Here is a 12,445-nt window from a genome sequence, read left to right as displayed (position 1 = left end):
GCGCGAAGGTCAGGCGCGGAGGTCAGGCGGCGGGAGCGGCGATCCGCTGGGCGACGCGCTGCATACGCACGGCGTCGACGGACTCCGCGAGCAGCTCGTACTCCGTGGTGTCGTCGTTGGTGGCGATCCGGACCAGGTTCCCGGCGGCCAACTCCTCGGCGACCAGCCCCTGCTGTCCGTCGTCGGTGGACCAGGCGCGCAGCAGGCTCGGCACATCCGGTACGGTGTCGGCGACCGGAACGACCGCGTTCGGAGGGAAGTTCGGGTTCTCGGGTCGCGGGTCGAGGCGCTCGGCGATCCATAACGCGCGGTCGCGCATCCACCACAGCGCCAGCGCCAACGTGGGGGCGCGATAGGTACCGAGGGGCACGCCGACGCGCCGGCCGTCGCACCATCCGTACGCGGTGACATGGCACAGGAATTCGTCGTGCACGCTTCGCTCCCCCGATCGCACCGCCGACCCGCCCGGCCCCACTCGCCGCGCGGTCTTGCTCTCGCCTCGCAGATTTGCTGGTCGTGCACATCCGGCGACCTGATCGTCACACACAGTGACATGAAGAACGCGCACGGGTGCGCGTTCGTTCATGACTCAATCGCCCTGTCAGTCGAGTATCGCCACGCCTGACACTCTGTCACCATGCCAATTCGGCCAGTCTCCTGGCATATGCGAGAGCGCGATTGGCTGAAACGATTCGAAGGGCCCTCCGACCGGGCCTTCCTCGGGATGACCTCCGAGGTAATCGACGCCCTGCGGCGCGTGCGGGCAGCGTGTGCGGTGCCGGAACGAGGAGGCCGCAGACGGCTCCGGACCCGGTCCCCGTCCCATACGTATGTCCTCGATGGAGGGTTCAATGATCATGCCCGTGGTTCAGGACCGCCGAGACCGCTACGAGACCGCCGTCGCCCGCTATTTCGAGGCCTGGAACGCGGGCGGCGAGGAGGCGCTGACCGAGGCGGTCGCCGCCGCCTGGGCCGCCGACGGCGGCTATACCGATCCACTGGCCGACGTGCGCGGGCACGGTGAGATCGCCGCCCTGATCACGGCGGCCCGGAAACAGTTCCCCGGCCTCGCCTTCCACCTGATCACAGCCGTGGACGGACACCACGACACCGCCCGCTTCGGCTGGGGGCTGGTGGACGAGGCGGGCGGCGCCGCCCCGGTCGCCGGGTTCGACGTGATCACGCTCGACGCCGAGGGCCGTATCCGGAGCGTGTACGGCTTCCTGGACCGGGTGCCGTCGGCGGCGGCATGACCCGTCACCACGTCCGGCTCGCTGCCCCGCGATGAGTTTTTCCGCTCCCGGTGGTCTCTTGTTCGTAGCAGACCACCGGGAGCAGAGGACGACATCATGAGCACGCTCGACGAGCAGTTCACGGCGGAGCTGCGCAAGAGCCCCGCCAAAGGCGGCTGGACCTACCTCGTGTGGCCCGGGTCCGCCGCCTTCTTCGGCACCCGCGGCCTGGTCAAGGTCCGCGGCACCATCGACGGCCACCCCTTCCGCAGCTCCTTCATGGCCCTGGGCGACGGCACCCACAAGCTGCCCGTCAAGGCCGATGTGCGCAAGGCGATCGGCAAGGAGGCGGGCGAGTCGGTGACCGTCCGGCTGGAGGAGCGGATCGAGGGCTGAGCGGGGCCGGACGTCAGCCCTTGCCCTCGATGATCGCGTCGATGCGGGCCAGTTCGTCCGCCTCGAAGTCGAGGTTGCTGATGGCGCCGACGCTGTCCTCGATCTGCCGGGCGCTGCTCGCGCCGACGAGGGCGGAGGTGACCCGGCCGCCGCGCAGCGTCCAGGCCAGGGCCAGCTGGGCCAGGGTCTGGCCGCGGGACTTGGCGACCTCGTCCAGCGCGCGCAGCCTGCCCACCAGGTCCTCGGTGACGGCCTCGGAGTTCAGGAACGGGCTGTCGCTCGCGGCGCGCGAACCCTCCGGGATGCCGTCGAGGTAGCGGGAGGTCAGCAGACCCTGCTCCAGCGGGGAGAAGACGATGGAGCCGACCTGGAGCTCGTCGAGGGCGTCGAGCAGGCCCTCGCTCTCGGGGCGCCGGTCGAGCATCGAGTAGCGCGGCTGGTGGATGAGGAGGGGGGTGCCCAGCTCGCCCAGGATGCGGGCGGCCTCGCGGGTCTGCTCGGCGGAGTAGTTGGAGACGCCGACGTACAGCGCCTTGCCCTGCTGGACCGCCGAGTGCAGCGCGCCCATCGTCTCCTCCAGCGGAGTCTCCGGGTCGGGGCGGTGCGAGTAGAAGATGTCGACGTGGTCCAGGCCCATGCGCTTCAGGCTCTGGTCGAGCGAGGAGAGCACGTACTTGCGGGAGCCCCACTCGCCGTACGGGCCGGGCCACATCAGATAGCCCGCCTTGGTGGAGATGACCAGTTCGTCGCGGTACGGGGCGAAGTCGGCCTTGAGGGCCTCGCCGAGGGCGGACTCTGCGGAGCCGGGCGGCGGACCGTAGTTGTTGGCCAGGTCGAAGTGGTTGACGCCCAGGTCGAAGGCGCGGCGCAGGATCGCGCGCTGCGTCTCGACGGACCGGTCGGGGCCGAAGTTGTGCCACAGGCCGAGCGAGAGCGCGGGAAGTTTCAGACCGCTGCGTCCGGTGCGCCGGTAGGGCATGTCCGCGTAGCGGTCGGGGTGTGCGGTGTACAACGCGACTCCAGAGAGGTTGGCACGGTGGGACCGGAGTCCCCGAGAACCGGTGTCCACTCTTTCGCGACCTGTGGGCATTGGTCCAACAGAAGAATCCGATGGGATTCAGCGCTTACGCTTCTCAGTCATGGAACTCCGCCATCTCCAGCACTTCGTCGCGGTCGCCGAGGAGGAGCACTTCACCCGGGCCGCCGAACGGCTGCTGGTCTCCCAGTCGGGTCTGTCCGCGTCCGTACGGTCCCTGGAGCGCGAACTGCAGACGCCGCTGTTCGTGCGGACGACCCGCCGGGTGATGCTCACGCCGGCCGGAAGGGCGCTGCTGACCGAGGCGGAGCGGATCCTGGCACAGGTGCGGTCGGCCCGTGAGGCGGTGGCCGCCGTGCAGGGCGTGCTGCGCGGCATGCTCGCGCTCGGGTCGGAACAGTGCGTGGCCGGGCTGCATGTGGCGGGGCTGCTCGCCTCGTTCCGGCGGCGGCACCCGGATGTGGAGATCTGTCTGCGGCAGGCCGGCTCGGGCGCGCTCGCGGAGGAGGTCGCGAGCGGGCGGCTCGATCTGGCGTTCGCCGTGCGGACGGCACAGGAGGACACGGACCAGCTGCGTGTCGTACCGCTGTCCGGCGAGCCGATGACCGTCCTGTGCCACCCCAGCCACCGCCTCGCGGCCGCCGGGGCCGCCGTGACGCCCAAGGAGCTGGGCGGCGAGGTCTTCGTCGACTTCCACCCGGACTGGGGCCCGCGCCGCACCACCGACGCGGTCTTCGCCGCCGCGGGCGTCCGCCGGGCCGTCGCCCTGGAGGTCAACGACGTGCACAGCCTCCTCGACCTCGTCGACGAGAACCTCGGTATCGCCGTCGTCCCGAGCCACTTCCGGCACAAGCGCGACTCCCTCACCGCCCTCGCCGTCAAGGGCACCAGCGAGACCGTGTACGAGACGGTCGCCCTGCTGCCGCCCCCGCAGGCCACGAGCCCGGCGGCACGCGCCCTGCTGGAACTGCTCGACCCGCCGGTCGAGTGTCCTGAGGTCAGTCGGTCCTACGTCGGTGTGCGGGTCGATCAAGGCCGGTCGTAAGGACTTGAGGCCCACAGACGCCGGGTACGGCTTTCAGTCGGTTGCCCGCGATGGTCCCCATCACCTGGCCGCCCGGCGTCTCACGACGACCCGGCCGCTGATCAGGAGCTGCGGGCCCCAGCGGTGCGCGTCGAGGGGTGGTGCGGGCACGGCGCAGATGCCCGATGGTGGACATATGGATGTGCAGGACGTTCTCATCGACTCGTACGGCCGGATCAAGGAGGAGGTCCACGCCGCCGTGGACGGACTGTCCCCGGCGGACCTCCACGCCCGCCCCGCCTCCGACGCCAACTCCGTCGCCTGGCTGGTGTGGCACCTCACCCGGATCCAGGACGACCATGTGGCCGACGCCGCCGGGCTCGACCAGGTCTGGCTGTCCCAGGGCTGGGAGAAACGCTTCGGGCTCGGTCTGCCGGCCCGGGACACGGGCTACGGGCACAGCCCGGCGCAGGTGGCCGAGGTGCGGGTCGACTCGGGTGAACTGCTGACCGGCTACCACGACGCCGTGCACGAACAGACGCTGGCGTTCGTGCGCGGCCTCGGGGCCGGCGACCTCGACCGCGTCGTGGACAAGCGGTGGACGCCGGCCGTCACCCTCGGCGTACGCCTGGTCAGTGTCCTGGCCGACGATCTCCAGCATGTCGGCCAGGCGGCGTACGTACGAGGACTGGTTCAGCGCGAGGACGCCGAGGCGTAGCCCGGCAGGACGACGTCCTGGATGAGGGCGTTGCGCTCGTCGAACGGGATGAAGGCGCTCTTGAGGGCGTTGACGGTGACGGTGCGCAGGTCGTCGAGGGTCCAGCCGGCCTCCTCGACGAGCAGGGTCATCTCACGGGTCATGGTGGTGCCCGAGACCAGACGGTTGTCGGTGTTGAGGGTGACGCGGAAGCCGAGGTCCTTCAGGCCCGTGATCGGGTGCTCGGCGATGGACGTGGCCGCGCCGGTCTGGAGGTTGGAGGTGGGGCACATCTCCAGGGCGATACGGCGGTCGCGGACCCAGGAGGCGAGGCGGCCGAGCTTGCCGTCGACGATGTCCTCGGTGATGCGGACGCCATGGCCGATGCGCTCGGCGCCGCAGACCTGGAGGGCCTGGTGGATGCTGGGCAGACCGTGGGCCTCGCCGGCGTGGATGGTGAAGGGGACGCTCTCGCGGCGCAGGTGCTCGAAGGCGACCAGGTGGTCGGCGGGCGGGAAGCCGTCCTCGGCACCCGCGATGTCGAAGCCGACGACGCCGGCGTCCCGGAAGGCCACTGCCAGGTCGGCGGCCTCGCGGACACGGTCGAACATGCGCATCCCGCACAGCAGCGTGCCGACACGGACCGGGGTGCCCTGCACCGCCGCCTTGGCCATACCGGCAGCCAGGCCCTCCTGCACGGTCTCGACGACCTCGGCCATCGTGAGCCCGCCCCGCGTGTTCAGCTCGGGGGCGTAGCGGACCTCGCCGTAGACGACGCCGTCCTCGGCCAGGTCGAGCACGTACTCCTCGGCGGTGCGCAGCAGGCCCTCGCGGGTCTGCATCACGGCGAGGGTGTGCTCGAAGGTGGCTATGTAGCGCACCAGGTCACCGGAGTTGGCGGCCTCGTAGAACCAGGCGGCGAGGGCCTCCGGGTCGGTCTCCGGCAGGGTGTGACCGGCCTCCGCCGCGAGCTCCACGAGCGTGGCGGGGCGCAGACCGCCGTCGAAGTGGTCGTGCAGTACGGCCTTGGGGAGGCGGCGGATGGTGTCGGCGTCGATGCGGGGCGCGGTCATGGCGTTCGTTCCTCGGCAGGTGGTGCGGTGGTGGGGTGGAGCGGGTGACCGATCGGCTCGGTCGGCGGTGGGGTGGAGCGGGTGGCTTACGGCGGCAGAGTCAGCCGGCGGCGGGCTGGAGGAGGTCCCAGCGATTTCCGTACAGGTCCTCGAAGACGGCGACCGAGCCGTACGGCTCGTGCCGCGGCTCCTCCAGGAACCTGACGCCCTCGGCCAGCATCCGGGCGTGGTCGCGGGCGAAGTCGTCGGTGTGCAGGAAGAACCCCACGCGTCCGCCGGTCTGGTCGCCGACCCGGCCGCGCTGGGCCTCGTCCTTGGCCTTCGCGAGCAGCAGTCCGCCGCCCTGGCCGTCGCCTCCCGGTTCGACGACGACCCACCGGCTGCCGCCGGGCCTCGGTTCGTCCTCGACGAGCCGGAAGCCGAGCGCCTCCGTGTAGAAGCGGATCGCCTCGTCGTAGTCGTCGACCACGAGGGTGACCAGGGCAATGCGTCTCATCGGGGCCTCTCGGGTGGGGCGCGAGCCGCGCGGAGATCGCGCGGGGATTGCGGAGATGGTGCGGCGAATCGTCCGAGGGTCGCTCGGGGTTCCCGGGAGGTTATACGTAACACGCACCGGACGGCAAATGGCATTTTCCCGGTACGGCGCGAGGGGTGCCCCACGGCACGACTGAGGCCCCCTGCCGCGCAGGGGGCCTCAGGACTCGGGAGGGCCGGAGCCCGCGATCACTCGCCCGGCGACGCCTTGCGGAGGGCGGAGATGCAGGTGTTGAGCGCCTCCTGGAGTTCCTCCAGGCGCTGGAGCATGTCGTCCTCGTAGATGGCGTCGAGGTCGACGGCGTCGTCGAGGGTCAGCTCCTCGAAGACCTTCGTCGCCTTCTGGAGGCTGCTGTAGAACTTCGTACGGCGCTCCTGGACCCGCAGCTCGGGGTCGGCCTGCACGGTCTGGACGACGAGTTCCTTGACGGTGTCGTACGCCTCCGTCGCCCACTCGCCGGTGTCCTCGTCGTCGTCCAGCTCGTCGATGAGGGACAGGTGCCGCTCGGCCTCGGCGCGCAGTTCGGCGGTGGCGTCGATGACCTGGCCGGCCGGCGTCTTGACCTGCCCGTTCTCCACGATCTGCCGGACGTATCCGATACGGCTCGCCGCCTGGGTCTCGTTCGCGACGGCCTTCTTCAGCTCATCGGTGCGGGCGATGTCGCGGGCCAGTTCCGTCTGGAGGGAGGGGTCCTCCTTGAGACGGTCGAGGAGCGCGGTGCGGGCGGCCTGTGCGGTGGACGGGTCGGCGAGGATCGCGGCGCGCAGCGCGGTGGGGTTCTCGGCGACCTCCAGTGCCTTGGTGGGGCGGATGCCCTCGGCCTCGGCCGCCGCCGTGATCGCGGCGCCCCGGTCGGAGGTCGCGCTGGACCGGGAGCTGTAGTACGACAGCCACACGTCCGAGTCCGGGAGGTCGATCTCCTCGCCGGGGGCCAGCGCCTCGAAGTGCGGGACCATGCCGTCGTCGGCCGCCTTGTCCCACGCCTTGTAGTACCGCATGACCCGCTCCGGCGAGCATCCGGCCAGTTCGGCGAACTGCTTCGCCGACACCTTCGGCGTCTCGCCCGCCGTCTCCCCGCCGGGCCGCACGCTCCGCGCCACCTTCAGCGCGAACGCCCAGCCGCCGGTGCGCGCGTACACCCCGAACTCCCGGGCATCGCGGGCGACTTGCTCGTCCACGGCGTCGACAGAGGGGTCATCGCCGGGCACCTGCGCGAGGGCCTCATCGCCGGGCACCTGCGCGGGGATCTCACCGGCGGAGGGCTGCGCGAGAGCTTCCCCGTCGGCCGACTGCGCGGGATCCTCCTCCCCGGACGACTGCGCCGGCACCTCACCGGCGGACGCGTCTGCGGGGGCCTCGTCCTCGGCCGCGCCCGGCTCGACCCAGAACCCCTCGTCCTGCGACGGCGCTTCCCCGGTCGCGGGCGTCTCGTCGGCGGGCGGTACGGCCGATGCGGAGTGGGCGGTGGCTACGCTCACGGGTGACTCTCCCGGGTGGTGACGAACGGCAGGGGCAGAACAGGCAGCCTATATGAACCTGTTGGTGCTGCTTTGCCCTGACGCCTCGCCTCGGTGCACGGCGTCCAGCCGGGCCACCTCCTCCGCCGTGAGCCGGAGGACACCGGCGGCGATGTTCTCGGCCAGGTGGTCCGGATCTCCCGTGCCGGGGATGGCGAGAACGTGCGCCCCCTGGTGGAGGGTCCAGGCGAGCCGGATCTGCGCGGGGGTGGCGTCGTGGGCGTGGGCGACGGCGAGCAGTTCGTCGCCGTGCGCGGTGCTCGCGCCCTCGGGACCGGCTTCGCCGGCGATCGCGTAGAACGGTACGAAGGCTATGCCCTGTTCGCCGCAGATGCGGAGCACCTCGTCGGCGGCGGGGTCGGGGGCCTGCAGGCCGAACTGGTTCTGCACGCAGACCACCGGTGCGATCGCCTGGGCCTCGGCGAGGTGCCGGGGTTCGACGGCGGAGACTCCGAGATGCCGGATCAGCCCGGCCTCCCGCAGCTCGGCCAGCGCGCCGAAGTGCTCGGCGATGGAGTCCTGCCGCATCCGGCGCAGATTGACGACGTCGAGGTGGTCGCGGCCCAACTGCCGCAGGTTCTCCTCGACCTGTCCGCGCAACTGGTCGGGGCGGGCGGCCGTGCCCCACTCCCCCGAGTACTCGCGGTGCGGTCCGACCTTGGTGACGATGACCAGGTCGTCCGGGTAGGGGCCGCCCAGCGCGCTGTTGATCAGTTCGTTGGCGGAGCGCAGCGAGGAGAAGTAGAAGGCGGCCGTGTCGATGTGGTTGACGCCCAGCTCGACCGCGTGGCGCAGCACGGCGATCGACCGCTCGCGCTCGCTCGGGGCTCCGAGGTGGAAGGCGGCGCTGCCCGTCAGCCGCATGGCGCCGAAGCCGACGCGGTTGACGGGCAGGTCGCCGAGTGTCCAGCTGCCGGTGGCGGTCGCGGCGATCGTCTCCGAGGTCATCGCCGCAGTCTCGCACGCGCCGGGCACCGCACCCGCCGGGTTCTACGGATAGGTGTACGTGTTCAAAGTCGCCACCGCGGACGCCGGGTTGCCCAGGTTGTAGTGGTCCACGGCGAGGAAGTTGGGCTTCTTGCGAGCGGCGGGCCCGCAGAACCGCTGGGCCCGGTCGGCGAGTTTGGTGTTGTCCGTGGTCGCCGTCGAGGTGATCCCGGCATCACGGAAGTGGTTCATGACGAACAGCGGCTTGAAGCCGGACTCGGTACGGGTGAGCGGGATGTTGGTGTTGGCGTCGTACCAGCGGCTGTAGCAGGACCAGTCGGAGGCGCCGAGGCCGCCACCCATGGACCAGTAATTCTCGACCGTCCACTCCTTCTGGTACATCACGCCGAAGGTGTCCCGGGTGAGCCCGGCGGACTGGTCGGCGGAGCGGCTGTGGTCGGTGAAGATCAGCAGCCGGTCGTTCGCGGCGATCAGGTCGGCCACCTTCGGCCAGCCGTTGGTCCGTACGCCGGTCCGGTCGGGCCGGTACAGCACGTCGGACAGGCCGTTGACGCGGGCGAGTTCACTCTGCAGGACGGCGGGGTCGACGTAGTCCTCCAGGAACACGGTGACGACGTCGTTCGGGTTCCGGGCGAGGAAGTCGACCATGCGCTGGAGGTCCACCCACAGGGCGACGGGGCGGCTGACGAGCGTGCAGCTGTTGTGGCAGAGGATCGCGCCGTCCGGCGTCTGGTGGATGTCCAGCATGAATCCGCGTACGCCGTCGGTGAGTTGCTGGTTGATGCCGCGGGACTGGTTCGGCACCAGGTTCACGAAGGGCGGCGCGAAACCGCCGTCGACGCCGTTGGCGTAGGCGTTGTGCGAGGTGAGGAAGGTGACCTGGTCGAGGGTGCGCTGGTCGGCCGGGGGCATGGCGCGGGTCGTCGGGGCGACCGGGGTCAGATACCAGGCGGCCGGGCCGCCCGCCGCGCCGACGGCCAGTTGGGCGGGGTAGTTGGAGCCGGCGGGCTTGGCGCCGAGCGTGAGGTAGCGCTCCGCTCCGGGGACCTTGAGCCGGTACCGGTCGGCGTCGAGTTCGGTGACGTCCCAGGCGGCGTCGGCGCTCGTACACGCGACGGTGCGCGCCTGGTCGCCGGAGCGGCCGAGGCAACTGCCCGCCGAGTCCACGCTCTCCAGGACGTATGAGGATCCGTTCGGCTGCAGCCTCCACTGCTGGCGGTCCTCGTTGCCCTTGGGCCGGTGCTGTTCGACCGCTCCCCCGTTGTCGGCCGCGTTGAGCCCGGTGGTGGCGCTCTGCACGTAGTAGGCGCCCGTGGCCGGGACCGCGGCGGCGGAGACGGCGGGGGCGGGGGCCGCTACGACGGCGGCCAGTGCGACGGCGGTCGCGAGCAGGGTGGTGCGGGGGCTCGGCATGACGATGCCCTTCATCGGAGCGAGGGGGTGGCGCGGGGGCCCGGCCGTGACCGGCCGGACTCCCGCCATGAAGTCAGGTGCATGACATCACGTCCGGTACGTCGGCGTCAGCAGTACAGATTGCCGCCCGCCGAGGTGCCGAGGATCTGGACGAACCGCTGGTACGCGCTCACCCGGCTCTGCACCTGCGCCGGGTTCTTGCCGTCGCACTCCAGCGAGCCGTTGATGCTGCGGATCGTGTGTCCGAAGCCGGCGCTGTTGACCATCGCGTTGTGGCCGGTCATGGTGCCGGGGCCGGTCTGTGTGTTCCAGTACCACAGGGCGGTCTTCCAGGCGACGGCCGCGTCGTTCTGCACCAGCCAGGGGTTGCCCAGGAGGTTCAGGCCGAGCGCGTCGCCGGCCGCCTTGTAGTTGAAGTTCCAGCTGAGCTGGATGGGACCGCGCCCGTAGTAGGCCGCCTGTCCGGCCGGGCAGCCGTACGACTGGCTCCAGTCGCAGTAGGTGGGGTAGTTGGCGGTGTTCTGCTCGACGATGTGGACGAGTCCGCCGGTCTCGTGGTTGACGTTGGCGAGGAAGGCGGCGGCCTCCTGCCTCTTGACGGTGTCGCCGCCGGTGTTGGCGAAGGCCGGGTAGGCGCTCATGGCCGCGCGCAGCCCGCTGTACGTGTAGAACGAGTTCCGGTTCGGGAACATCTGGTTGAACTGCGCCTCGCTCACCACGAACCCGGAAGGGGTGGTGGGGCCGTTCTCGCAGGCGTACGGCTCCCAGTACCAGGTGCTGATGGTGGGGTCGTAACCCGGGTTGTCGTGCTCGGCGATGTACGCCTTGCCGTCGGTGTAGCGCACGATATTGCCGGTGACGTAGGACCTGCCGGCCACCCAGCTCGCGTAGCTCGAACACGGTGCGGCGGACGCGCTCTGGGCGGGCAGCAGCAGGGGTGTGGAACCGCCGATGACCAGCGCGGTCAGTACGGCGGAGATACGGCGCCTCGACACGGGACCAACTCCTTCGTGGAGCACGGCCGCACCCGGGCAAGGGCCCGAAGGGCATGGCTGGGACAGAACCTCGCGCGCACGCGCCGGCGGGGCCGGCCACGGCGTGGGGGCGGCCGTGGTGGGGGGTGTGGGGCACACTCAACCGCGTTGGTCTGTACCAGTCAAGGGTGTAGACCAGTCAACTCGCATGACGCCAGGTCAGGTCAGTCGTCGGGGCAGCCGAGCCAGTAGCCGAAGCCGCGCCGGGTGTGGATCAGTGCGGGTTCCTCCTGGTCGGTCTTGCGTCGCAGCCGCGCCACGAGTTTCTCGATCGCGCCGTGAGCGCGGTACTCGCCCCAGACGTGCCGGCCGATCTGCTCCTTGGACAGCACCCGCTCCGCGTTCGCCAACAGATGGCGCAGCAGCCGGTACTCGGCGGGCGTGAGGCGGAGCGGCCTGGATCCGCGCCGCGCCTCGCACGCGGCGTCGTCCAGAACCAGGTCGCCGTAACAGGGCATTTTCTCGGGTCGTCCGGGACCACCCCGGCCACGCAACAACGCCCTGGCACGGTCGAGGACTTCGGCGATACGTACGGGCTTGACGACGTAGTCCTCGTCACCGAGCCGCAGGCCGGGGACCAGGTCGTGGAGGGTGTCGCAGGTGGTCAGGAACAGCAACGGGGGCCGGTCCCTCGGCGCGTCGTGCCGGCCCCGTGCGAAGCGCTCCAGGTCCGGCAGCGCGGCGTCCCAGACGACGAGGTCGTACCTGTCCTGGGCGATCCGCGTCATCCCCTCGGCGCCGGTGACCGCCGCGGCGACCCGGTATCCGGCCAACTCCATGGTCGTGGTGAGGAGTTCGGTGACGCCGGGGTCGTCGACGACGACCAGGACGTGCTGTGCGTCGCGACGCGGCGACGTCGTTTTCTCGGTGAGCAGACTGCGCATGACAAGACCGATCGCGTAGGGCTTGCGTGGGGGGATCGCGCCGTGCGCCGTCAGTCGGCGGGCCGGGGTTCGAAGGCCGTCTCGGCGTGCTCGACGAAATCGCCGACCAACCGGTTGAAGAGTGCGGCGAGTTGCCGTCGATCCTCGATAGGCCAGTCGCTCAGCGCCGTCCCGATCCCCCGGCGGCCGGCCTCCCTGACGCGGTCGAAGGCCGCGAGCCCGGCGCCGGTGATCTGTACGCGCTGCGCCCGGCGGTCCTCCGGGTCCGGGACACGGAGGACATAGCCGATGCTCTCCAACTGCTGTAGCTGCCTGGTGACATGGGACGCCTCCACCGACAGCCGGACCGCGAGCACCCCCGGGCGCAGCGGCTCGCTCTCGGCGATGTGCCGCAGGATCGACACGGAGGCGCGGTCCATGGACAGTCCGCTCTCGGACATCAGACGCTCGTGCCGACGGGCCCCGCCGGCCAGATACGCGATACGGGTGAGAAGCCGCTCGATCTCGGTCACGTCCTCCAGGGAGGCCGCTTCGGTGGGGCGCTGTGTGGACATGCGGCAACCGTAGCAGAAGTTGCCTAAGTCAAGCAATGTTGCGTGGATCGATCCCGGCACACGTCGGTGCCCCGGACGACACCGTGCCGTCCGGGGCACCCA

Annotated in this window: 14 protein-coding genes; 4 read left to right on the top strand and 10 right to left on the bottom strand. The window is 70.7% G+C overall.

Translation table 11 applies throughout. The features are described from left to right. Nucleotides 1-22 precede the first annotated feature (22 nt). On the bottom strand, nt 23-433 hold the full coding sequence (locus ACFU53_RS29385; RefSeq protein ID WP_383998774.1) for a hypothetical protein: 411 nt from the start codon (nt 431-433) through the stop codon (nt 23-25). Between the two features lie 418 nt (nt 434-851). On the opposite strand from ACFU53_RS29385, the gene ACFU53_RS29380 reads away from it, so the two are divergent. Together ACFU53_RS29380 and ACFU53_RS29375 are read left to right on the top strand one after the other, a co-directional pair. After that, nucleotides 852-1,253 carry a nuclear transport factor 2 family protein gene (locus tag ACFU53_RS29380; protein WP_383998771.1) on the top strand — a complete coding sequence of 134 codons (402 nt, stop codon included), beginning with the start codon at nt 852-854 and terminating at the stop codon, nt 1,251-1,253. Between the two features lie 96 nt (nt 1,254-1,349). Then, a complete protein-coding gene (locus ACFU53_RS29375; RefSeq protein WP_383998769.1) occupies nt 1,350-1,628 on the top strand; it encodes a DUF1905 domain-containing protein in 279 nt (92 codons plus the stop codon). A 13-nt stretch (nt 1,629-1,641) separates the two neighbouring features. Here the strand turns inward: ACFU53_RS29375 and mgrA are convergent, their stop codons facing one another. After that, on the bottom strand, nt 1,642-2,640 hold the full coding sequence (gene mgrA / locus ACFU53_RS29370; RefSeq protein ID WP_383998766.1) for an L-glyceraldehyde 3-phosphate reductase: 999 nt from the start codon (nt 2,638-2,640) through the stop codon (nt 1,642-1,644). Nucleotides 2,641-2,767: 127 nt separating this feature from the next. Between mgrA and ACFU53_RS29365 the strand changes: the two genes are divergently transcribed. Further along, a complete protein-coding gene (locus ACFU53_RS29365) occupies nt 2,768-3,709 on the top strand; it encodes a LysR family transcriptional regulator (protein WP_383998763.1) in 942 nt (313 codons plus the stop codon). Between the two features lie 175 nt (nt 3,710-3,884). Next, on the top strand, nt 3,885-4,406 hold the full coding sequence (locus tag ACFU53_RS29360) for a DUF664 domain-containing protein (RefSeq protein WP_383998760.1): 522 nt from the start codon (nt 3,885-3,887) through the stop codon (nt 4,404-4,406). Here ACFU53_RS29360 and ACFU53_RS29355 read toward each other — a convergent pair. The 8 genes from ACFU53_RS29355 to ACFU53_RS29320 form a co-directional block, all read right to left on the bottom strand. Further along, entirely contained in the window at nt 4,382-5,458 is a 1,077-nt protein-coding gene (locus tag ACFU53_RS29355) for an adenosine deaminase (RefSeq protein WP_383998757.1), read from the bottom strand. The two genes, ACFU53_RS29360 and ACFU53_RS29355, sit on opposite strands and share 25 nt — an antisense overlap. A 100-nt stretch (nt 5,459-5,558) precedes the next feature. After that, nucleotides 5,559-5,954, bottom strand: coding sequence for a VOC family protein (locus tag ACFU53_RS29350; RefSeq protein ID WP_383998754.1), 396 nt, complete (start codon nt 5,952-5,954; stop codon nt 5,559-5,561). A gap of 227 nt (nt 5,955-6,181) precedes the next feature. After that, entirely contained in the window at nt 6,182-7,471 is a 1,290-nt protein-coding gene (locus ACFU53_RS29345; RefSeq protein ID WP_383998751.1) for a hypothetical protein, read from the bottom strand. Between the two features lie 48 nt (nt 7,472-7,519). Next, complete coding sequence (locus ACFU53_RS29340) at nt 7,520-8,458, bottom strand: aldo/keto reductase (RefSeq protein WP_383998748.1); 939 nt, start codon at nt 8,456-8,458, stop codon at nt 7,520-7,522. A gap of 42 nt (nt 8,459-8,500) precedes the next feature. Continuing rightward, the gene (locus tag ACFU53_RS29335; protein WP_383998745.1) at nt 8,501-9,886 is read right to left on the bottom strand and encodes a phospholipase; all 1,386 of its coding nucleotides are present in this window, start codon (nt 9,884-9,886) and stop codon (nt 8,501-8,503) included. A 92-nt stretch (nt 9,887-9,978) separates the two neighbouring features. Next, a complete protein-coding gene (locus tag ACFU53_RS29330) occupies nt 9,979-10,866 on the bottom strand; it encodes a glycoside hydrolase family 19 protein (RefSeq protein WP_383998742.1) in 888 nt (295 codons plus the stop codon). Nucleotides 10,867-11,069: 203 nt separating this feature from the next. Continuing rightward, nucleotides 11,070-11,789 (bottom strand): response regulator transcription factor, encoded by a 720-nt coding sequence (locus tag ACFU53_RS29325; RefSeq protein ID WP_383998739.1) that lies wholly within the window; start codon nt 11,787-11,789, stop codon nt 11,070-11,072. 50 nt (nt 11,790-11,839) lie between these two features. Further along, nucleotides 11,840-12,343: a MarR family winged helix-turn-helix transcriptional regulator gene (locus tag ACFU53_RS29320; RefSeq protein ID WP_383998736.1), complete on the bottom strand. Its 504-nt coding sequence runs from the start codon at nt 12,341-12,343 to the stop codon at nt 11,840-11,842. Nucleotides 12,344-12,445: the final 102 nt, after the last annotated feature.

The organism is Streptomyces sp. NPDC057474 (genome assembly GCF_042802555.1).
GTDB lineage: Bacteria > Actinomycetota > Actinomycetes > Streptomycetales > Streptomycetaceae > Streptomyces.
This window is presented reverse-complemented; position numbering and strand designations above follow the sequence as displayed.

Coding starts and splice junctions, on each gene's coding strand:
- ACFU53_RS29380 (WP_383998771.1), top strand. CDS start 852: ATGATCATGCCCGTGGTTCAGGACCGCCGAGACCGCTACGAGACCGCC.
- ACFU53_RS29375 (WP_383998769.1), top strand. CDS start 1,350: ATGAGCACGCTCGACGAGCAGTTCACGGCGGAGCTGCGCAAGAGCCCC.
- ACFU53_RS29365 (WP_383998763.1), top strand. CDS start 2,768: ATGGAACTCCGCCATCTCCAGCACTTCGTCGCGGTCGCCGAGGAGGAG.
- ACFU53_RS29360 (WP_383998760.1), top strand. CDS start 3,885: ATGGATGTGCAGGACGTTCTCATCGACTCGTACGGCCGGATCAAGGAG.
- ACFU53_RS29355 (WP_383998757.1), bottom strand. CDS start 5,458: ATGACCGCGCCCCGCATCGACGCCGACACCATCCGCCGCCTCCCCAAG.
- ACFU53_RS29350 (WP_383998754.1), bottom strand. CDS start 5,954: ATGAGACGCATTGCCCTGGTCACCCTCGTGGTCGACGACTACGACGAG.
- ACFU53_RS29340 (WP_383998748.1), bottom strand. CDS start 8,458: ATGACCTCGGAGACGATCGCCGCGACCGCCACCGGCAGCTGGACACTC.
- ACFU53_RS29335 (WP_383998745.1), bottom strand. CDS start 9,886: ATGAAGGGCATCGTCATGCCGAGCCCCCGCACCACCCTGCTCGCGACC.
- ACFU53_RS29325 (WP_383998739.1), bottom strand. CDS start 11,789: ATGCGCAGTCTGCTCACCGAGAAAACGACGTCGCCGCGTCGCGACGCA.
- ACFU53_RS29320 (WP_383998736.1), bottom strand. CDS start 12,343: ATGTCCACACAGCGCCCCACCGAAGCGGCCTCCCTGGAGGACGTGACC.